We start from the raw sequence: 18,875 nt of genomic DNA, 5'->3' as shown, positions 1-18,875 counted from the left end.
CCAAAACGGAGGTCGGAAAAGAAGGGTCCCCTCCCCCGGCGTGCGGAGGAGGGGAAGGCCCTGGTCACTCGGCGGGCTGCACGGCGGCACCGATTCCGGTGCTCTTGCGGCCCGCGGGCACCGGCCCGAGCAGAGCGTAGAGATAGAGGACGGCGCCGATGAACACCGCGGCACCGGCGGCCAGACGCACCCAGTAGAAGGGAGCGATCTCCGCCTGGACGGTCATATAGTCCATGCCCATCACGCGCTGCAGGTGGACCTGCACGACCCCGGCGAAGGTCAGGGCGAAGGTCATCACCGTCATGCCGCCAGTCATCAGCCAGAAGCTGGCTTTGTTGAGGGTCTGGTGGTAGGGCGCGACGCCGCGCAGATGCGGCATGGCGTAGCTGAAGATGGCGAGGTTGATCATCACATAGGCGCCGAAGAAGGCCAGATGCCCGTGCGCCGCCGTCACCTGCGTGCCGTGGGTGTAATAGTTGACCCAGGACAGCGTGTGCAGGAAGCCCCAGACGCCAGCCCCGAAGAAGGCCGTCACCGCGCAGCCGACCGACCACAGCAGGGCGGCCTTGTTCGGGTGATCGCGCCCGCCCTTCAGCACCATCTTCACGGCGAAGACGACCATGAAGAAGAAGGGGGCGACCTCAAGCGTCGAGAACAGCGAGCCGATCCACTGCCAGTAGCCCGGCGTGCCGATCCAGTAGTAATGGTGCCCGGTGCCCAGCAGGCCGGAGAACAGGGCCAGCCCGACGATGGCGTAGAGCCACTTCTCGACGATCTCGCGGTCGACGCCGGTCATCTTGATCATCAGGAAGGCGAGGATCGAGGCCATGACCAGCTCCCACACGCCCTCGACCCAGAGATGGACGACGTACCACCAGTACATCTTGTCCAGCGCGAGGTTGGTCGGGTTGTAGAAGGAGAACAGGAAGAAGATCGCGATGCCCCACAGCCCCATCACCAGGATGTTGGTGATGACCGTGCGCCGGCCCTTCAGCACCGTCATGGAGATGTTGTAGAGGAACATCAGCGCGACGACGACGATGGCGACCTTGATCCACGTCGGCTGTTCCAGGAACTCGCGTCCCTCGTGGATGCGGAAGACGTAGCCGACGACGGCGGCCAGCGCGCCGAACATGAACAGGCCGAACTGGATGTAGGCCAGCTTCGGGCTGTGCAGCTCGCGCTCCGCCTCTTCCGGAATCAGGTAGTAGGCGGCGCCGAAGAAGCCCATCAGCAGCCAGACGATCAGCGCGTTCGTGTGGATCATCCGCAGGATGTTGAAGGGAAGCAGTTCCGACAGGACGTTGGGCAGCACATAGACCGTGCCGGCCAGCAGGCCGACCAGGAGCTGAACGCCGAACAGGGCCAGCGCGCCGTAGAAATAGGGCAGCGCGACCTTTTGGGATTCGTATTTCATGGCCTTTCGTCCTTCGTCAGCCGGAAACCTTGGGCGGCCAGTTCTGGGTGTTGATGCGGCTGGTCCATTCCAGGAAGGCGGCGAGGTCGTTGACCTCCTGCTCCGTCAGGTTGAACTGCGGCATCTGGCGGCGGCCCTCGATGCCGCTGGGCTGGGCGGCCATCCAGCCGGCCAACGCGGCGCGCGCGCCCTCCGGGTCCTTGTCGCCGCCGTAGCGGATCCAGACATTGCCCAGCTCCGGCGCGAAATAGGCACCCTCGCCCAGCAGCGTGTGGCAGTTGATGCAGGAGTTCTTCTCCCACACATGCTTGCCGCGGGCGACGCTGTCGGTCAGCCCCTTGCTGTCGGTGCCGGTGTTGACGACGTAGATGTGGCTTGCCGCCGTCAGCGAGACGAAGGCGGCGAAGAAGAAGAGCGATCCGCCGTAAAAAATGTTTCGGGCGGCCGCTTTGGTGAAGCGTTCCGTCATGCGTTCGTTTCTCCTGGGTCAGGCCCCCGAGGCAGACCTTCGTGGAACGGAGGGGCCTTGAGCAGCGTTGGCCGTGCGCCATGACGGAGAAAGTTGACCGATTTGGTGCGACTATCCTTGACGGCGGTCAAGTGGACGGCCGCGGACCGGATTTGAGGGCTGTGTGAAAAAGCGGGCGCCGGGCCAACCCGGCGCTTCCCGCGGCCGGCGCGCTCAGGGAATGGTCGGCGCCGGGGTGCTCAGGCTCCACATGGCGTCGAACATGGACGCCTGGAAGGCCGCGAAATCGGCGCTGTCGAGGATCAGGCCGTAGCTCTCGCGGGCGGACGAGATGACCGAAACCTTGGTGCCGTGGATGAAGCAGGTCATCGCCAGGTTGTAGGTGGCGGGCGCGTAGCGCAGTTCGCGCCGCTCCTCCTGGCTCGACGGCCAGATCGGGGCGATGTCGCGCTCCTCCGAGCGGATCACCCGCAGCCAGATGCCGCGCCGCGCCCGCTCCTTCAAATAGCGCTCCATCTCCTCCAGCCCCGGCTCGACCATCAGCTCCCGCATCGACAGGGTGGCGCGCAGTTCTTTCTCCTCGCCGCTCAGCGTCTCCCACAGGACGGTGCGGATGCCTTCGGGGCCCGGGTGGAAGCGGACGTTCGGCTGGCCGTTCTCGTGATGGTACATCGACCGCAGGACCGGCATCACGTCTTCGAGCATCTGCCGCCGGGCCTCGCTGCGCTCCAGCAGGATCCCCGGGTCCTGGGCGACCACGAAGCGGCGCTTGCCGTGATCGACGAAGCGGACGAGCCCCTCCGCCTCCAGCTTGGCGAGAGCGTCGTGCGCCGTGGTGCGGGCCATGCCGGCGCCCGCGGCCACCTCCGTCACGGAGCCGCCGCCAAGGCGGATCGTCGTCAGATAGAGCTTGTAGAGCGTCCCCGATATGCCGATCCGGGACAGCTTCTCCTCAAGATTCACCCACGTGCTCCCTTTTGAATCGCGTCGCAACATGCCCGATTCCGCGCCACCCGTCCATCGTCGGTTTTTGCCGATAAAATCCCGTCTCTTTGCGTCACTGCTTTGAAGAGAAGACGATAAAATGGGCTTTTCTCCCGCCAAATGCCCGTTAAAACGGCAAGTTTATGCCTTTAAGGCGCCATTCATTTGTATTTTTCGAATTGACGGATTTTTCCGACACTGTCATCGTTTTGTCGTCGTCCAAGGACGCTGACGTCCCGCGAGGCGGCACCGAACGGTGGAACGAGGGAAGGTGATGGAAGCGAACACGAAAGCGCATGCGGCTGCGCCGCCCTTCATGCAGAGAGCGCCGCGCCGCGCCGTGACTCCCCGCATTCTGACGGACCGGTCCTTCCGCGCGGCGATGGGCCTCACCGCCTTCTTCGCCGTCTGGCAGGCGCTGACCTCGCTCGGCATCATCGACGCCTTCCTGCTGCCGTCGCCGGTCGCGGTGGCGGGGGCGCTCTGGGACATGGCGCTCGACGGCTCGCTGTGGGTTCATCTCGGCGCCAGCCTGCAGCGGGTGGCCGTCGGCTTCGCGCTCGCCTGCGTCGTCGGCATGGCGCTCGGGCTGATGTGCGGCTGGTGGCGCAGCGTCGCGGACTTCGTGCGGCCGGTGGTCGAGGCGCTGCGCCCCATCCCGCCGCTCGCCTGGATCCCGATCACCATCTTGTGGTTCGGGCTCGGTGACGCCGCGTCCTACTTCCTGGTCTTCCTCGGCGCCGTCTTCCCGGCCTTCGTCGCCACCTACACGGCGGTGCGCGGCCTCGACCGGAACCAGATGAACGCGGCGCTCTGCCTCGGCGCGACGCCCTGGCAGCTCTTCACCGACGTGCTGATCCCCGCCTCCCTGCCGATCATCCTGCCGGGGCTGCGGATCGCGCTGGGCGTGGGCTGGATGTGCGTGGTGACCGCCGAGCTGATCGCGGCGCAGACCGGCCTCGGCTACCTGATCCAGCAGTCGCGCATGCTTTTCCAGATCAACAACGTCGTTGCGGGCATGGTGGCCATTGGTCTTGTCGGCTTCGCCATGTCCGCCGTCCTCGAGCGGATCGAGCGTCGGGTGAACGCCTGGGCACCTTCAGAGCGCAATTGAGCAGGAGGCGAAGAATCATGGCCGCCAACACCGCACGCAAGACCCCCGCCCCGCCCCCCGGCGCGCCGCAGGCCCAGCCGGCCGACATCCAGATCGACATCCGGAATCTGGGCAAGGTCTATGGCGGGACCTCGTCCGACAACATGGTGGTCGCCCTCGACGGGGTCGATCTGCGCATCCGCCGCGGCGAGTTCATCTCACTGCTCGGCCCCTCGGGCTGCGGCAAGTCGACCCTGCTCGGCATCGTCGCCGGTTTCCAGTCGGCGTCGAGCGGGACGCTCCTGCAGAACGGCCGCCCCATCGTCAGGCCGGACCCGTCCCGCACGGTCGTCTTCCAGGACTACGCGCTGTTCGGCTGGATGACCGTGCAGCAGAACGTCGAGTTCGGCCTGAAGGCCAAGGGCATGGCGAAGAAGGAGCGCGCGGAGATCGCCCGCTCGCTGATCGACATGGTCCGGCTGACCGGCTTCGAGGAGAAGTACCCGCACCAGATCTCCGGCGGCATGAAGCAGCGGGCGGCCATCGCCCGCGCGCTCGCCCCGGACCCCGACATCCTGCTGATGGACGAGCCGTTCGGCGCGCTGGACGCGCAGACCCGCGTGCTGCTGCAGGAGGAGATCGCCCGCATATCGTCCGAGGCCGGCAAGACGGTGATCTTCGTCACCCACGGCATCGATGAGGCGGTGTTCCTGGCCGACCGCGTGGTGGTGATGAGCCCGCGGCCCGGCCGGGTGCGCGAGGAGGTCGCCGTGCCGCTGCCGCGGCCCCGCACGGCCGAGATGCGCTCCGATCCCTGGTTCGTCTCCACGGTCAACGACCTGTGGGAGACCCTGAAACCCGAATGGCAAAAAGGGGAATGAACGTGACCTCGACACTCTCGCGCCGTCGTTTCGGCCAGCTCGCCGCCGGCATCGCCGCCGCCGCAACCCTCGCCAAGCCGGCGATCCTCCGCGCGCAGGGCGCGGACGTCGTCAAGATGGGCTGGTTCAACACCACCACCGTGTCGGCCCAGATCGCCCATGTGCTGATGCGCACGGACATCGCGGCCCGCAACGGCCTGCGGATGAACATGATCCAGCTCAACGCCTCGCCGGCGGTGAACGAGGCGATCGTGTCGAACGCGGCCGATGTCGGCACGCTGTCCGACTTCGCCGCCGTCACCACCATGGCCGTCGGGGCGCCGGTCACCACCATCGCCTCGCAGGCGCGCTTCCGCTCGGCGGTGCTGGTGACCAAGAAGTCGGGGATCACCGACGTCGCCGGGCTGAAGGGCAAGCAGGTCTACGGCACCTTCGGCATCACCGCCTTCCAGAACGCCCAGGAGGCGATGATCAAGGCCGGCCTCACCCCCGGCCGCGACATGACCTTCGTCAATGTCGGGCCGGCGGAGCTGGCCGACGCGGTGGGCGCGCAGCGGATCGACGCCTTCTTCACCTACGACCCGTTCGTGAGCTTCTTCGAGAACGCGGGCTTCGCCCAGGTCATTTCGGAGAACCTGACCCCGGTCATCGTGCTGACCGCGAACAACCGCTTCTTCAAGGACCGGCCCGAGGTGGCGGAGCGCTTCCTGCTCGCCAACTCCCAGGCGCTGTATTTCGCAAGCCAGAACCACGACCTCGTCAACGGCTGGTTCCGGTCGCTGGAGCCGGCGAAGAACATCCCGGAAGCCGTGCTCGAAAAGGCGTCGGGCTACGACCCCGCCTGGAACGCCAAGGCGCCCACCGACATCAAGGCGGCGCTCTCCGACGAGCAGGTCAATAAGTTGAACCAGCTCGCCGAATGGGGCGTGGAGGCGAAGCTGCTGCCGCGCCTGCCCGACGTCTCGAAGTTCGTCGACACGACCATCGCCGGCAAGGTCGACGCCGCCTTCGCCGCCCAAAACTTCGATCCGAAGACGGTCAAGATCGTCGGCTGATCGGCCGGCGATCCCGACGCAGCGCGCAGGACGGGGCGGCGGCCGTGCCGGGCCGCGCCGAAGGAGACTTCATGACCTTACGACTTGACGACGCCCCCGCCCCTCCAACGCGCCATTTCGACTTCGCCACGCTGCCGGCGCCCGACCGCTACCGCCTTCTGACCGCCGCGGTTCTGCCGCGGCCGATCGCCTGGGCGATCACCCGCTCGGCCGAGGGCCGGGTGAACGCGGCTCCCTACTCCTTCTTCAACGTCTTCGGCTCTGACCGGCCGGTGGTCTGTCTCGGCGTGCTGGCACGCCCGGACCGGCCGAAGGACACGGCGGTCAACATCCGGGCGACGCGCGAGTTCGTGATCAACCTCGTCCCCTTCGACCTCGCAGAGGCGATGAACCTCACCTGCGTCGAGGCGCCGCCCGAGGTGGACGAAACCCGGCTCGCCGGGCTCGCCACCCTGCCGAGCGTCGAGATCCGGCCGCCGCGCATCGCCGCATCGCCGGTCGCCTTCGAATGCCGGCTGATCCACGAGTTCGAAAGCGGTCCCGGACAATGGCTGTTCGTGGGCGAGGTGCTGCACGCCCATGTCGCGACGCGCGTTCTGACCGGCAATCCTGAACGCCCCCGCATCGACCATGAGGCGCTCGACCTCGTCGCCCGCATGCACGGCCCCTCGGCCTATCTGCGCACCCGCGACGTCTTCGATCTGGTGAGGCCGGTCTGGGCCGACACCGCGCCCCAATCCACCGAAACACACTGCAAGGAACGACAAGCATGACCAAGGTTAAAGTGGCCGCGGTGCAGGCGGCGACGGTGCCGTTCGACGCCGCCGCGGCGACCGCCCGCACGGTCGACCTGATCGCCGAGGCCGCCTCCACCGGCGCATCGCTCGCCGTCTTCCCGGAAGCCTTCATCGGCGGCTACCCGAAGGGGCTCGATTTCGGCTGCTCGATCGGCCGGCGCACGCCGGAGGGCCGCGCCGACTTCGCCCGCTACGTCCGCGGCGCGATCACCGTGCCGGGACCGGAGACCGAGACGCTGTCGGCGGCCTGCGCGCGGCACGGAATCCACGCGGTCGTCGGCGTCATCGAGCGCGACGGCGGAACGCTCTACTGCACGGTGCTCTACCTGTCGCCGGACGGCCGGATGGGCAAGCACCGCAAGGTGATGCCGACCGGGTCGGAGCGGCTGGTCTGGGGGTTCGGCGACGGCTCGACCCTCACCGTCATGGACACGCCGTTCGGCCGTGTCGGCGGCGCCATCTGCTGGGAGCATTACATGCCGCTGATGCGCGCGGCCTACTACGCCAAGGGCGTCCAGCTCTGGGCGGCCCCGACGGCGGACGACCGCGAAAGCTGGATCGCCACCATGCGCCACGTCGCCATGGAGGGGCGCTGCTTCGTGATCGGCGCCTGCCAGGTGATGCGCCGTTCAGACTTCCCGGAGGACTACGCCAGCCGCATCGACGCCGGGCCGGACGAGTGGATGATGCACGGCCGCTCGGTCATCGTCGGGCCGCTCGGCGAGATCCTGGCCGGTCCGCTGGTCGACGCGGAGGGCATCCTGACCGCCGAGGTGGACGTCGAGGATCTGGTCGGCGCCAAACTCGACTTCGATCCGGTGGGCCATTACGCGCGGCCGGACCTGTTCAGCATGCGCGTTGACGAGACCCCGCGCGCGCCGGTCGCCACGGTGCGCGAGGCCGCCCTTCCGGAGCGCAACGAGAAGGTCGAAGAAGCGGCCTGACGGGCACGGTAATCGCCTTTAAAATTCCCTCTCCCCTCTGGGGAGAGGGTTATGAAGGTCAAATGCGATTGCCCTGGCCCGACGGGCGATTAATGCCGGTTAATGATCGGCGCCTTGTAACTGATAATGCTTCTCATGATCATTTGCGGAAGAGATTTGGCCCTGTCCGGACGGGCCGACCACACCGCATCTTGTCAAGGGAAGCCCCCAATGCCCGACACCCGCCTGCCGACTGTCCTTCCGACCGTCGATCCGATCCAGTCCACTCTCCCCGGCTGGGAGAACGGCGCCACCGCCCGCCCGACGCGGCTTGAGGTGGACTGGACCGACGCCCTGAGGAAACTGGACGTCCTGGGGACGGTCCGCGTCGTCACCGGCAACCGCAGCATCACCCACGAGAAGACCGGACGCTTCGGCAACGTTGACGGCAACGGCCCGGCCCTGATCGTGCTGAACCGCGAGGTCGACCTGCGCGTCTTCCCGCGCCACTGGGCCATCACCGTCCACACGCCGGAGACGGAGGGCGAGGCCGAGGCCATCCGCGTCTTCGACCGGCACGGCCGCGCCGTTCACGCCGTCCACCGCACCGCCGAGACCAACGCGGCCGCCTGGGACGCCTTCCTGATCCTGCACCGCGCCGCCGACCAGGACGCGCCAGCTCTGGAGCCGCTGCCCGCCCCCGCCCCCGAGCGGCCCGACGCCGAGATCGACGTGGATGGGCTGCGCGCCGCCTGGAGCGAGATGACCGACGTGCACGAGTTCTTCGGCATGTTGAGGACCTTCGGGGTCGGGCGCCGGCAGGCGCTGCGCCTCGCCGGGCCGGGCTTCGCGCGGGAGCTGCCTGCCGCCACCCTCCTGCCGTTGCTGGAGGCGGCGCGCGACCGCCGCCTCGACATCATGATCTTCGTCGGCAACGCCGGCTGCATCCAGATCCACACCGGCACGGTGGACCACCCGACGACGGCCGACGGGCTGCTGCGCATCGACGACCCCGGCTTCACCCTGCGCGCCATCCAGGCGCGGCTGTCCAGCGCCTGGGTCGTCCACAAGCCGACGGACAAGGGCGGCATCACCACCGTCGAGCTGTACGACGACCGGGGCGACAACGCGGCCATCCTGTGCGGCCAGCGCGACGAGGACAAGCCGGAACGGGCGGAGTGGCGCGCGCTCGCCGCGTCCCTGTGACGGGCGGGGACCGGCCGATGAGGCGCCTGCGCTTTCTCCCCGCGGCGATCGCCGCCGCCCTCGCGCTCACCGCCGCCACCCTGGCCGGGGCGGCGGAGCGGCGGATCGTCACCGTCGGCCCGCCGGTGACCGAGCTGGTCTACGCGCTCGGCGATGGCGGCTCCGTCGTCGGGCGCGACACCAGCAGCCATTATCCGCAGCCGGTGAACGGCCTGCCCGACGTCGGCTACATGCGCGCCCTCTCGGCGGAGGGCGTGATGTCGCTGGCCCCGACGCACGTCCTGGCGATCCAGGGCGCCGGCCCGGAGACGACGCTCGACCAGTTGCGGGCGCTCGGCGTCACGGTGGAGGTCGTGCCGGAAACGCCGACGCTGGCCGGTCTGCTCGACAAGGTTGAGCGGGTCGCCCGCCTGCTTGGCCGGGAGGCGGAGGGGCGGCGCCTGGCGGACTCGCTGCATCGCGACCTCGCCGCGCTGGCCGCCGTCGCCGCCCAAGCCGGAACGAAGGACGGCGCGCCGGTCATCCTCGGCGTGGTCGGCGGCGGGCCCGGCGGTCTGATGGCGGCGGGCAGCCGCTCCGTCCCCGCGGCGCTGATCGCCATGGCCGGCGCACGCAACGCCCTGGAAGTGGAGCGCGACTATGTGCCGATGTCGTCGGAGTCGGTCCTGGCCGCCGCGCCCGACATCCTGCTGGTCAGCCGGTCGCTGGTCGACCGCTCGGGCGGGCTCGACCCGTTCCTGGCGACGCCGCAGCTCGCCCTGACCCCGGCGGCCAAGGCCCGGCGGGTGGCGGTGGTGGACGGCGCGCTGCTGATGGGGCTCGGCCCCCGTACGGCCGAGGCGGTCGCCGAACTCACCCGCGTCCAGAGCACCTCTCCTCAAGAGCAACCATGAGCCTGACCTTGTCCATGCCGTCCTCCCGGAAAGGGGACCGGGCGGCGCCGTCTTTCCGGCGTCCGCCCCTCGTCCCGGTGCTGGTGGCGCTGGCCGTGGCGCTGGCGCTGGCCGTGCTGATTGCCGTCGCGACGGGAGGCGTGTCCGTCCCGCTCGACCGCAGCCTGTCCCACCTCGCCGCCCTGCTCGGCCTGTCCGGAACGCCGCTGTCCGAACGCGACTGGATGGTGCTGACCATGCTGCGCCTGCCGCGCATCGTCCTGGCCGCCGCGGTCGGGGTGACGCTGGGCGTGGCGGGGGTGGCGCTCCAGGCCGTCTTCCGCAACCCGCTGGCCGATCCCGGGCTGGTCGGCATGTCGAGCGGCGCGGCGCTGGCCGGCTCCGCTGCCATGGTGCTGGGGGTGTCGGGGCTGGGGCTGGCGCGCAGCGGCCTGTCGCTCGCCACCGTGCTGCCGCTGGCCGCCTTCCTCGGCGCGCTGGCCGCGACCGTGCTGATCCTGGCGATCTCCCGCCGCGACGGGCGCAATTCTCCCGCCACCATGCTGCTGGCCGGCATCGCGGTGAACGCCATGGGCGGGGCCGGCATCGGGCTGTTCAGCTACCTCGGCGACGACCTCGCGCTGCGCCAGATGACCTTCTGGATGATGGGCGGCTTCGGCGGGTCGAGCTGGGCGCAGATCGGGCCGGCGATGCTCCTGATGGGACTGGCGACCGCCGGTCTGCTGGCCGGGGCGCGGCGGCTCGACCTGTTCGCCATGGGCGAGCGGGAGGCCTTCCTCCAGGGCCTCGACCCGCACCGCTTCGCCGTGCGCACGGTGCTTCTGGTGGCGCTGGGCGTCGGGGCGGCGGTGGCGGTGTCCGGCCTGATCGGCTTCGTCGGGCTGATCGTGCCGCACGTCATGCGGATTCTGCTGGGACCGGTGCACCGCCGGCTGATGCCGGCGACGGCGCTGGCCGCGGCGGTCCTGCTGGTCCTGGCCGACACGGTGGCCCGCACCATCGCCGCGCCGGCCGACGTGCCGGCCGGCCTGCTGCTGGGCGCCGTCGGCGGTCCCTTCTTCCTGTGGCTTCTGCGCCGCCGCGTCGGCGCGCTGGGAGGAACCTGAGCCATGCTGGAAGCGATCGACGTCGGCCTGACCATCGGCCGCGCCCGCCTGCTCGACGGCGTCACCGCCGCGGTGCGGCCCGGCCGGGTGCTGGCCATCCTGGGTCCCAACGGGGCCGGCAAATCCACGTTGCTTTCCCTCCTCTCCGGGGAGCGGCGGCCGACCGCCGGCCGCGCCCTGCTCGACGGGGTGGAAATGGCGGCCATCCCGGCGCCGCGGCTGGCCGTCCGCCGCGCCCTGGTGGCGCAGCACCAACAGGTCGCCTTCGCCTTCTCGGTGGAGGAGGTGATGGAACTGGCGACCGAGCCCTGGCTGATCCGCCCCGGCGACCGGCGCGCCCTGATCGCCGACTGCCTGATCCGGGCCGGGGCCGGCGGGCTGGCCGGCCGGCTGATGCCCCAGCTCTCCGGCGGCGAGCGCCAGCGCGTCGCCTTCGCCCGCGCGCTCGCCCAACTGGCCGCGGGGCGGCACGGGCGCGACGTGGCGGAGCCGTCCTACCTGCTGCTGGACGAGCCGACGGCCAGCCTCGACCCCGCCCACCAGCACCATCTGCTGCGGGCGGCGCGCGACTGGGTGGAGCGGACCGGCGGCGGCTGCGCGGTGATCCTGCACGACCTGACGCTGGCCGCGCGCTACGCCGACGACGGGCTGTTGCTGGCCGGCGGGCGCGTCGCCTGGGCCGGCGCCATGGCCGACCTGCCGGTGCCGGTGCTGGAGCGCGTCTTCGGCACGGCCTTCGTCCGGCTCGACCTGCCGGAGGAGGAGGGCGTGGTCTATGCCGCCACCGGACGCGCCGCGGCGTCTGGAAAAGTCAATTGCGAATGATTATTAATAGCAAACCGAGGACGAGACGGGGCGCCCGAAAGAGGCGTCGGAGGGAGGGGACGGTGCGTGTTCTGATCGTTGAGGACGACGCGGCGGTCAGCTACTGGATCGGGGCGAAGCTCGGCGGCTCCGGCCATTCCTGCCGCTTCGCCGGCGACGGCGAGGACGCGCTGCGCCTGCTGCGCGAGGAGGCGTTCGACGTGGTGGTGCTGGACCGCATGCTGCCCAAGCTGGACGGCATGGAGGTGCTGAAACGCCTGCAGGGCACCCGCCACCCGCCGGTCCTGGTGCTGTCCGCCCTGGACGAGACGACGGAACGGGTGGCCGGGCTGCGCGCCGGGGCCGACGACTATCTGGGCAAGCCCTTCGACTTCGCCGAGCTGCTGGTCCGGCTGGAGCATCTGGCGACCCGCCGCGCCGCCCTGGCCGGGGCCGGCGACGTTCTGGAGGTCGCCGATTTGGTGATGGACGTCACCCGCCGGCAGGTGACCCGGCGCGGCGTGCCCATCGAGCTGACCGACAAGGAGTTCAAGCTCCTGCACATCCTGATGAGCAACCCCGGCCGCACCGTGACCCGCAGCATGCTGCTGGAGAAGGCCTGGGGCTATGGCTTCAACCCGCCGACCAACCTGGTGGAGGTCCATGTCTTCAAGCTGCGGGCGAAGATCGACAAGGATTTCGACCCGCCGCTTCTGAAGACCGTGCGGGCCATCGGCTATGTCCTGGGCTAGGCCGCGCGACGTTGGCCCATCCTGGGTCCGGAGGTTCCGCCGCCATCTCGACACGCGCAGCTTCCGCCAGGCCATGGCCATCGGCGCGGTCTTCCTCGTGGTGGCCGGCGCCGCCGTGCTGTGGAGCCGCGATCTGCTGGTGGAGCTGGTCAACGAGCATGTCGGCGACCTGCTGGAGCGCGACCAGGAAACGCAACGCCTGCACGGCGGCTTCGGTGACGCCGCCGCTCTGGTTGCCGAACTGCGCCGCCGCGAGCGCTTCGCGCCGGAAGGCGCGCGGCGGCGCATGGTGATCGACCGCGACGGGCATGTGCTCTACGGCGACGAGGCGATGGCCCGGCGGCTGCTCGCCGTCATCGCCTGCGGTGGCCCGGCCCCTTGCGAGACCGGCCGCATCGACCAGCGCGGCGACGGTTGGAAGGTCCGCGGGATGGTGGTGCGGCTGGGCGACGGCGGGCGCTACATCAACGCCTACGACCTCCAACCCATGCTCGACCAGCTCCGCGCCGTGCCTCTGGCGGCGGGCTGCGGCGTGCTGGTGTTCCTGCTGACCAGCGTCGCCTTCGGCATCCGCTTCAGCGCGGGCACGCTGCGCCGGGTGTCGGCCATCACCATGGCGCTGACCGCCTACGCGACGGGCGACCGCGACCGCCGCGTCGCCATCGCCGGGCCGGACGACGAGTTCGCCCGCCTCGGCTGCGAGGTCAACCGCACGCTCGACCGCGTGACCCGGCTGGTCGAGGAGGTGTCCAGCGTGTCGAGCAGCATCGCGCACGAGATGCGCACGCCGCTGACCCACCTGCACAACCGGCTGGTCACCATCGCCGAGAACTGCCCCGACGACGCCCTGCGCCGCGAACTGGAGGAAGGGATCGAGGAGACGCGGCGCATCCAGCACCTGTTCCGCGCCATCATGCGGCTGGGCGAGATCGAGACCGGGCGCTGCACCCTGGCGGTGGAGCCGCTCGACGCGAAGGCACTGCTCGACGAAGTGGCCGAATCCTACCTGCCGCTGGCCGAGGGCACCGGCACGGTCATCACCGTCGCCGTGGAGCGCGACCTCGATCTGCGCGGCGACCGCACGCTGCTGTTCCAGACCGTCGCCAATCTGGTGGACAACGCCCTGAAATACGCGCCGGGCCGAGCGCTGCACCTGTCGGCCGGGCGGCGCGACGGCTGGAACGAGATCACCGTCGCCGACCGCGGTCGGGGCTTGGCGCCCGGCCAGCGTGCGCTCGCGGTGCAGCGCTTTTGCCGGCTCGACCCGTCGGACCGGGTGCCCGGCCATGGGCTCGGCCTCGCCATCGTGGACGCCATCGCCCGGCTGCACGGCGGTGCCCTGCGGCTGGAGGACAACGGGCCGGGCCTGCGCGCGGTGGTCCGGCTGGAACGCCGCGGACGTCCGGTCCCCTCCCCGGCTTCCGCCGTTCCCGGCGCCATCACCGGCATTCTCCATTAAGCGAAATTAAGCGAAGCGCCGTTGAGCCAATTTGCGAATGAGAACTATTCTCAAATTAGTTCACAACCGACGCTTCGGACCGCTTCCATGCCGCACAGCACCCCCACCGCCCCGCCCCCCGACACGCTCGCCGCCCTGCGCGAACGCCTCGCCGCCGCGCCGAACGGCGTGCTGGAGGCGGTCGCGGCCGAGACGGGCGTCAGCCTGCTCGCCGTCACCGAATGCCTGCCGGACGGCTTGCGCGCCTTCGCGCCGGGGGGAACGGCCGAGGCGGCGATGCTGGACATGGCGGAGTGGGGCACGGTCACCGTGCTGGTGCACAGCGCCGACCTTGTTCTGGAGTGCAAGGGGCCGCTGCCGCGCGGGCAGTTCGGGCGCGGCTTCTACAACCTCGCCGGCGGCAGCCCGATCGGCGGCCACATCCGGCTGGACCGCTGCCGCACCGTCGGATTCGTCCGCCGGCCCTTCATGGGCAGCGCCGACAGCGCCTCCGTCGTTTTCTTCAACGGCGACGGGGAAGCGATGTTCAAGGTCTTCGTCGGCCGCGACGACGCCCGCCAGCTTCTGCCCGATCAGGTGGAGCGGTTCAAAGCGCTGAAGGCCCGCCTGTGCGGGGCGCCGGGCCAGACCGCCTGAGTCAGCGCCGGCGCCGGGGCAGCTTCAGCCCGTCAATTGCGAATAAGACGCAATCGCATTTCTACAATAACAACACGCCAGAAAAACCTCGTGCAGAGAGACAGAGATGATCGTGCCACCCGTGTCCCACCGCCCTCCCTCCCACCGTCCCGCTCCCGCCTGCGCGCGGCGCTGTGGCTGTCGGCCTCCGCCCTGACGCTGCTGGCCCCCGCCGCCCAGGCGCAGCAGCAGACTCAGCAGGCGACCACCTCACCGCCCCCGACCATCCTCGACGCGGTGACGGTCTATGGCGAGCGCGGCCTGCGCAGCGTAGGCGAGAACACGGGCACGGTGTCGGTCATCCCCGATTACGAGCTTGAGAAGCGCGGCGTCCACCGCCTCCAGGACCTACCGCGCTACGAACCCGGCGTGACGGTCAGCAACTCCCCGTCCCGCGCGGGGGCCGGCGGTTTCACCATCCGCGGCATCAGCAACAACCGCATCCTGATGCAGGTCGACGGCACGCGCCTGCCGGAATCGCCGGCCTCCGCCGCCCCGTCCGCCGGCTACAACCGCGACGTGGTCGATCTGGACTCGGTCAAGCAGGTGGAGATCGTGCGCGGCCCGGCCTCGGCGCTCTACGGATCGGACGCGCTGGGCGGCGTGGTGACCTATGTGACCAAGGACCCGGCCGATTACCTGCGGCCCGGCCGCGACAGCTTCGTGTCGCTGAAGACGACCTACGACAGCGTCGATTCCAGCCTGTCGGAGACCGGCACGGGGGTGCTGCGCTCCGGCGATTTCTCCCTGCTCGGCATCTACACGCGCCGCGACGGGGAGGAGTACAAGTCCAAGGACAAGGCTTACCGCAACCCGCAGGATTATGAGGGCAACAACGGCCTCGCCAAGCTGGTCTGGGACCGCGGGCCGGACAAGGTGACCCTGACCGGCGAGTATTTCCACCGCAGCACCGACACCACGCTGCGCAACGACGTCGGCGGCAGCGCCAGCTACATCTTCTCCATGGTGCCGATGCGGATGACGCGCGGCGCCTTCACCGGCTCCACCGCCGACGACACGGCGACCCGCTGGCGCGTCAGCCTGGAGCACGCGCACGACGCGCCCATCGGCTTCATCGACCACATCGACTGGCGCCTCTACGGCACCCAGTTCGACCGCGAGGAGAAGCGCACCCGCAACGCCCGCGTCGTCACGTCCACCAGCCCGCTGTTCGCCGCTGGCACCGGCCTGCGGGAATCCACCAGCAACGAATCCAAGCAGACGATCATCGGCGGCGCCGTCAACCTGCGCTCCGATACCCAGCTGTTCGGGCTGCGCAACAGCATCTCCTATGGCATCGGCGTCGATTCCATCCGCACCGAGCGGATGCGCGACGTGACGCTGACCAACCTCGCGACCGGGGCCACCGCGAAGAGCTACAACGGCGACACCTACCCCAGCCGCACCTTCCCCAACACCGACACGCTCATGGCCTCGGCCTATGTGCAGGACGAGATCACCATCGACCGGCTGCGGCTGGTGCCGGCTCTGCGGCTCGACTATTACCGGATGGACCCGGACAAGGACGCCGCCTACTTCGCCGCCCGGCCCTCCACCCAGCCGGAGAAGCTGGACAAGTTGGCCCTGTCGCCGAAGTTCGGCGCCACCTACGACCTGACCAAGCAGTACGCCCTGTTCGGACAGTACGCGCACGGCTTCCGCGCGCCGCCCTACGACGACGCCAACCTCGGCTTCTCCAACCCGACCTACGGCTACGAGGTGCTGCCCAACGCCGACCTCAAGCCGGAGAGCAGCGACGGCGTCGAGGCCGGCCTGCGCGGCAAGTTCGGCGACGGGTCGAGCTTCCAGGTGTCCAGCTTCTACAACCGCTACAGCGATTTCATCCTGCAGAGGGCGGTCGGCACCGGCGCCGGAGGCATCCTGCGCTATCAGGCGCAGAACGTCTCGAAGGTCGAGATCTTCGGCGCCGAGGGCAAGGGCGAGTGGCGGTTCCGGCCGGGCTGGGCGCTGTTCGGCGCGGCGGCCTTCGCCCGCGGCTTCGACATCGACGCCGGCACCGCCATCGACGAGGTGGCGCCCTTCACCGTCAACGCCGGCCTGTCCTACACCGCGCCGGATGATTTCTGGGGCGCGCAGGTCGCCGCCACCCATGTGATGGCGAAGAAGGCCGATGACGTGAGCAACCCGACCTATCTCAAGGCTCCGCCCTACACCACGGTGGATCTGGCGGCCTACGTCAACCCGACGGAGAACATCAGCCTCGGCACCTCGGTCTACAACCTGTTCAATCAGGGCTATTACAACTACGTCAACGTCGTCGGCGTCAGCGAGACCTCGCCTGACCGCCGCCGCTATCTGGAAGCCGGCCGTTCCTTCCTGGTGCACGCCGCGCTCAAGTGGTGACCATACACGCCACAGTCCATTCAGCGCGTCCCGGCATCGCCGCTCCGTTGGGGGCGGCGGTGCCAACCTGTATTCGATCGGATCATCCTTCTGAGGATCCCGCATTCGGAGATTCTGGCACCGGCTCATGGAAACCGGCGGATCTCCGCCAGCCCGTTTCCGGCATCGGAAGCCTGAAACGCCTGAACGATTTGCCGGAGCCGTTGCGCCACGACGCGCTCCTTCGCGCAGGCCTCCTCGCACAGCGCGCGCATCTCGGCGATGCTCGGCCTCCACTTCCTCGTCCGGCGCCACGCGCGCGCCGCGTCGTCGATGGCCCAGGCCGGAAACTCGCCCAGGTCCTCGACCCAGTCCATGGCGACCAGCCGCTCGACGTCGGGGGGCAGTCCCTTGGCTGGGAAATGGGACAGCAAGGCCAGCACACGGCCAAGAAGATGGTCGGGCTCGGCCGGCGCAAGGATGGAATCCTGCAGATCTGCCAGCACCCGCTGCGCCATGGCGACTTGCCGGGCGGAAAGGGCCACCGGCGGTAACCAGTTTTCCTGAAGCCCCTCGAACCCGTTATCGCCGAAGCGCGGACGGTGTTCCAGGGTACCGGCGGCCAGAATCTCGCGCACCGCTCCCGGAAAAGCGGCGACGAGAAGCCGGCAACGTTCGGCCGGAGCCATCGCCGGGTCGAAGGGCAGCGGGGACCGTTCCGGTAGCGGCATCATGGCGACGGACATCGACGATCTCCTCAGAAACGGGAACGGGGAGCGGGCTGCACGCCCTTGAGCCTCGCGGCAACGGTCATCCAGGCATCGACCCGCTGTTCGGCGACGCTTTGGCGGGCATGGCTGGTGTTCATGACGGCCGTCCCGCCGGACGGGGCGGATTTCACCGTCGGCGCTTTGCCGGCCGCCACGTCCTGGGCAAGCCACGCCCGCCAGGCGGCGGAGATGTCGCGGTACCGGTAGCCATGGGCTTGGCAGCGCAGGACGAATCCTTCGACATGCCGTCTGAGATCGACCGTGCCGAAACGGCTCCCGGCCCAGGCGAGGTCGTCGGCGTTGGGCATCCAATCCGCGGGCACCTCACACACCGGTCCGCGCCCGCCCGAAGCGAGCGAGTCCGGATTCTGTTCAGGATGATGGTGTTCGTGACTCGGTGCTGGACAGGGGACGTTCGTCAGCGAGTCATCCCTGTCGCTGGTCGGAACAGGGCGCAACGGTGCTTGGTCGCCAGCGGCTTGAGGGAAGGTCTCCTCGCACTGGGCGACGCGCAGCCGGTACAGGCAGGACAGCCGTGAGCCGTCGCGGCCGCGACGATGCTCGATGGTGACCAGACCCATGTCGTGAAGGCGCTGCAGGATGCGGTTGATGGTCGGGCGTGAACGTTTCAGTTTCGCTGCCAGCGTCGACTGCGACGGCCAGCAGACGCCGTTCTCGTTGGCGAAAGTGGCAAGCGCCGCAAGCACGGCGAATCCATCCGCCTCGAGGTCAGGATGGTCGAGCCACCAAGCGGGGATCTTGCCCCAGCGGCTGTTGCTCTCGGTCGTGGTGGTCATGCGGCGCTCCCGCGAGATCGTGGAACCGGCGTCGGCCGGCGTTCTTGCAGGCAGGATTCCCCGGATGCTTCGGAGTCAGCAAAGCGCGCCCGTCTCCTATCGACAGGTGACGGGCGCGCTCGTGGTAGGTGCCAGGCGCAACTGCGAAGGTTGCAGGCGCGGCATCGGCAGGCGGCAGACGCGCATATGGAGGTGTCAGGCGCGGTAACCACCGCGACTCGGGACGCGGCGAAACGCGCCTGAGACCTATCGGTGTGTCGAAGAGACTCCGGAGTTGCCCCAATCTATAGGAGGCAGGCGCGTTTCGGGAGGCTTGGAATAGGTCACAGGCGCGCTTCGACTCGTTGGATTCTCTAGGTGACAGGCGCGTTCACCGGCCGGACCGTTCGGTAGGTGACAGGCGCGCTTCGCCGCGGTGTTGAATCTCCAGCCTGCGGAGCCTTTGGAAAAG

Annotated in this window: 18 protein-coding genes; 13 read left to right on the top strand and 5 right to left on the bottom strand. The window is 69.2% G+C overall.

The features are described 5' to 3' along the window. Window positions 1–64 precede the first annotated feature (64 nt). The 3 genes from H1Q64_RS25705 to H1Q64_RS25695 all read right to left on the bottom strand — a co-directional run bounded on the left by H1Q64_RS25705 (window position 65) and on the right by H1Q64_RS25695 (window position 2,849). On the bottom strand, window positions 65–1,417 hold the full coding sequence (locus H1Q64_RS25705; RefSeq protein ID WP_237906699.1) for a cbb3-type cytochrome c oxidase subunit I: 1,353 nt from the start codon (window positions 1,415–1,417) through the stop codon (window positions 65–67). A 16-nt stretch (window positions 1,418–1,433) separates the two neighbouring features. Further along, entirely contained in the window at window positions 1,434–1,886 is a 453-nt protein-coding gene (locus H1Q64_RS25700) for a c-type cytochrome (RefSeq protein ID WP_237906698.1), read from the bottom strand. Between the two features lie 213 nt (window positions 1,887–2,099). Then, the gene (locus H1Q64_RS25695) at window positions 2,100–2,849 is read right to left on the bottom strand and encodes a TrmB family transcriptional regulator (RefSeq protein WP_237906697.1); all 750 of its coding nucleotides are present in this window, start codon (window positions 2,847–2,849) and stop codon (window positions 2,100–2,102) included. A gap of 295 nt (window positions 2,850–3,144) precedes the next feature. Between H1Q64_RS25695 and H1Q64_RS25690 the strand changes: the two genes are divergently transcribed. The 13 genes from H1Q64_RS25690 (at window position 3,145) to H1Q64_RS25630 (ending at window position 16,878) form a co-directional block, all read left to right on the top strand. Continuing rightward, window positions 3,145–3,984, top strand: a complete 840-nt coding sequence (locus H1Q64_RS25690; protein ID WP_237906696.1) for an ABC transporter permease — start codon at window positions 3,145–3,147, stop codon at window positions 3,982–3,984. A gap of 17 nt (window positions 3,985–4,001) precedes the next feature. Further along, on the top strand, window positions 4,002–4,844 hold the full coding sequence (locus H1Q64_RS25685) for an ABC transporter ATP-binding protein (protein WP_237906695.1): 843 nt from the start codon (window positions 4,002–4,004) through the stop codon (window positions 4,842–4,844). Next, complete coding sequence (locus H1Q64_RS25680; protein ID WP_237906694.1) at window positions 4,841–5,899, top strand: ABC transporter substrate-binding protein; 1,059 nt, start codon at window positions 4,841–4,843, stop codon at window positions 5,897–5,899. The genes H1Q64_RS25685 and H1Q64_RS25680 overlap by 4 nt, the downstream gene beginning before the upstream one ends. Window positions 5,900–5,970: 71 nt before the next feature. Next, window positions 5,971–6,672 (top strand): flavin reductase family protein, encoded by a 702-nt coding sequence (locus tag H1Q64_RS25675; RefSeq protein ID WP_237906693.1) that lies wholly within the window; start codon window positions 5,971–5,973, stop codon window positions 6,670–6,672. Beyond that, window positions 6,669–7,640, top strand: coding sequence for a carbon-nitrogen hydrolase family protein (locus tag H1Q64_RS25670; RefSeq protein WP_237906692.1), 972 nt, complete (start codon window positions 6,669–6,671; stop codon window positions 7,638–7,640). Before H1Q64_RS25675 ends, H1Q64_RS25670 begins: the two co-directional genes overlap by 4 nt. A gap of 210 nt (window positions 7,641–7,850) precedes the next feature. Beyond that, window positions 7,851–8,825 (top strand): ChuX/HutX family heme-like substrate-binding protein, encoded by a 975-nt coding sequence (locus tag H1Q64_RS25665; protein ID WP_237906691.1) that lies wholly within the window; start codon window positions 7,851–7,853, stop codon window positions 8,823–8,825. Between the two features lie 17 nt (window positions 8,826–8,842). Further along, window positions 8,843–9,718 (top strand): heme/hemin ABC transporter substrate-binding protein, encoded by an 876-nt coding sequence (locus tag H1Q64_RS25660; protein ID WP_237906690.1) that lies wholly within the window; start codon window positions 8,843–8,845, stop codon window positions 9,716–9,718. Further along, window positions 9,715–10,824 (top strand): FecCD family ABC transporter permease, encoded by a 1,110-nt coding sequence (locus H1Q64_RS25655; protein WP_237906689.1) that lies wholly within the window; start codon window positions 9,715–9,717, stop codon window positions 10,822–10,824. Before H1Q64_RS25660 ends, H1Q64_RS25655 begins: the two co-directional genes overlap by 4 nt. A gap of 3 nt (window positions 10,825–10,827) precedes the next feature. Continuing rightward, window positions 10,828–11,649, top strand: coding sequence for an ATP-binding cassette domain-containing protein (locus H1Q64_RS25650; RefSeq protein WP_237906688.1), 822 nt, complete (start codon window positions 10,828–10,830; stop codon window positions 11,647–11,649). Window positions 11,650–11,711: 62 nt separating this feature from the next. After that, on the top strand, window positions 11,712–12,380 hold the full coding sequence (locus H1Q64_RS25645) for a response regulator transcription factor (RefSeq protein ID WP_237906687.1): 669 nt from the start codon (window positions 11,712–11,714) through the stop codon (window positions 12,378–12,380). Continuing rightward, window positions 12,367–13,839, top strand: a complete 1,473-nt coding sequence (locus tag H1Q64_RS25640) for a sensor histidine kinase (RefSeq protein WP_237906686.1) — start codon at window positions 12,367–12,369, stop codon at window positions 13,837–13,839. Before H1Q64_RS25645 ends, H1Q64_RS25640 begins: the two co-directional genes overlap by 14 nt. Window positions 13,840–13,926: 87 nt before the next feature. Further along, window positions 13,927–14,475 carry a heme utilization cystosolic carrier protein HutX gene (gene hutX, locus H1Q64_RS25635; protein ID WP_237906685.1) on the top strand — a complete coding sequence of 183 codons (549 nt, stop codon included), beginning with the start codon at window positions 13,927–13,929 and terminating at the stop codon, window positions 14,473–14,475. Between the two features lie 90 nt (window positions 14,476–14,565). Further along, window positions 14,566–16,878, top strand: a complete 2,313-nt coding sequence (locus H1Q64_RS25630) for a TonB-dependent hemoglobin/transferrin/lactoferrin family receptor (protein WP_237906684.1) — start codon at window positions 14,566–14,568, stop codon at window positions 16,876–16,878. 125 nt (window positions 16,879–17,003) lie between these two features. Here the strand turns inward: H1Q64_RS25630 and H1Q64_RS25625 are convergent, their stop codons facing one another. Together H1Q64_RS25625 and H1Q64_RS25620 are read right to left on the bottom strand one after the other, a co-directional pair. Next, window positions 17,004–17,603, bottom strand: coding sequence for a hypothetical protein (locus tag H1Q64_RS25625; protein ID WP_237906683.1), 600 nt, complete (start codon window positions 17,601–17,603; stop codon window positions 17,004–17,006). Between the two features lie 11 nt (window positions 17,604–17,614). After that, complete coding sequence (locus tag H1Q64_RS25620) at window positions 17,615–18,424, bottom strand: helix-turn-helix domain-containing protein (RefSeq protein WP_237906682.1); 810 nt, start codon at window positions 18,422–18,424, stop codon at window positions 17,615–17,617. Window positions 18,425–18,875: the final 451 nt, after the last annotated feature.

The sequence above is a fragment of the Azospirillum brasilense genome (genome assembly GCF_022023855.1).
Classification (GTDB): domain Bacteria; phylum Pseudomonadota; class Alphaproteobacteria; order Azospirillales; family Azospirillaceae; genus Azospirillum; species Azospirillum brasilense_F.
Note: the sequence above shows the minus strand (reverse complement) of the source record. Positions and strands in the feature narration are given on the sequence as shown.

Coding starts and splice junctions, on each gene's coding strand:
- H1Q64_RS25690 (WP_237906696.1), top strand. CDS start 3,145: ATGGAAGCGAACACGAAAGCGCATGCGGCTGCGCCGCCCTTCATGCAG.
- H1Q64_RS25655 (WP_237906689.1), top strand. CDS start 9,715: ATGAGCCTGACCTTGTCCATGCCGTCCTCCCGGAAAGGGGACCGGGCG.
- H1Q64_RS25685 (WP_237906695.1), top strand. CDS start 4,002: ATGGCCGCCAACACCGCACGCAAGACCCCCGCCCCGCCCCCCGGCGCG.
- H1Q64_RS25660 (WP_237906690.1), top strand. CDS start 8,843: ATGAGGCGCCTGCGCTTTCTCCCCGCGGCGATCGCCGCCGCCCTCGCG.
- H1Q64_RS25705 (WP_237906699.1), bottom strand. CDS start 1,417: ATGAAATACGAATCCCAAAAGGTCGCGCTGCCCTATTTCTACGGCGCG.
- H1Q64_RS25680 (WP_237906694.1), top strand. CDS start 4,841: ATGAACGTGACCTCGACACTCTCGCGCCGTCGTTTCGGCCAGCTCGCC.
- H1Q64_RS25700 (WP_237906698.1), bottom strand. CDS start 1,886: ATGACGGAACGCTTCACCAAAGCGGCCGCCCGAAACATTTTTTACGGC.
- H1Q64_RS25620 (WP_237906682.1), bottom strand. CDS start 18,424: ATGACCACCACGACCGAGAGCAACAGCCGCTGGGGCAAGATCCCCGCT.
- H1Q64_RS25665 (WP_237906691.1), top strand. CDS start 7,851: ATGCCCGACACCCGCCTGCCGACTGTCCTTCCGACCGTCGATCCGATC.
- H1Q64_RS25670 (WP_237906692.1), top strand. CDS start 6,669: ATGACCAAGGTTAAAGTGGCCGCGGTGCAGGCGGCGACGGTGCCGTTC.
- H1Q64_RS25650 (WP_237906688.1), top strand. CDS start 10,828: ATGCTGGAAGCGATCGACGTCGGCCTGACCATCGGCCGCGCCCGCCTG.
- H1Q64_RS25675 (WP_237906693.1), top strand. CDS start 5,971: ATGACCTTACGACTTGACGACGCCCCCGCCCCTCCAACGCGCCATTTC.
- H1Q64_RS25625 (WP_237906683.1), bottom strand. CDS start 17,603: ATGTCCGTCGCCATGATGCCGCTACCGGAACGGTCCCCGCTGCCCTTC.
- hutX (WP_237906685.1), top strand. CDS start 13,927: ATGCCGCACAGCACCCCCACCGCCCCGCCCCCCGACACGCTCGCCGCC.
- H1Q64_RS25640 (WP_237906686.1), top strand. CDS start 12,367: ATGTCCTGGGCTAGGCCGCGCGACGTTGGCCCATCCTGGGTCCGGAGG.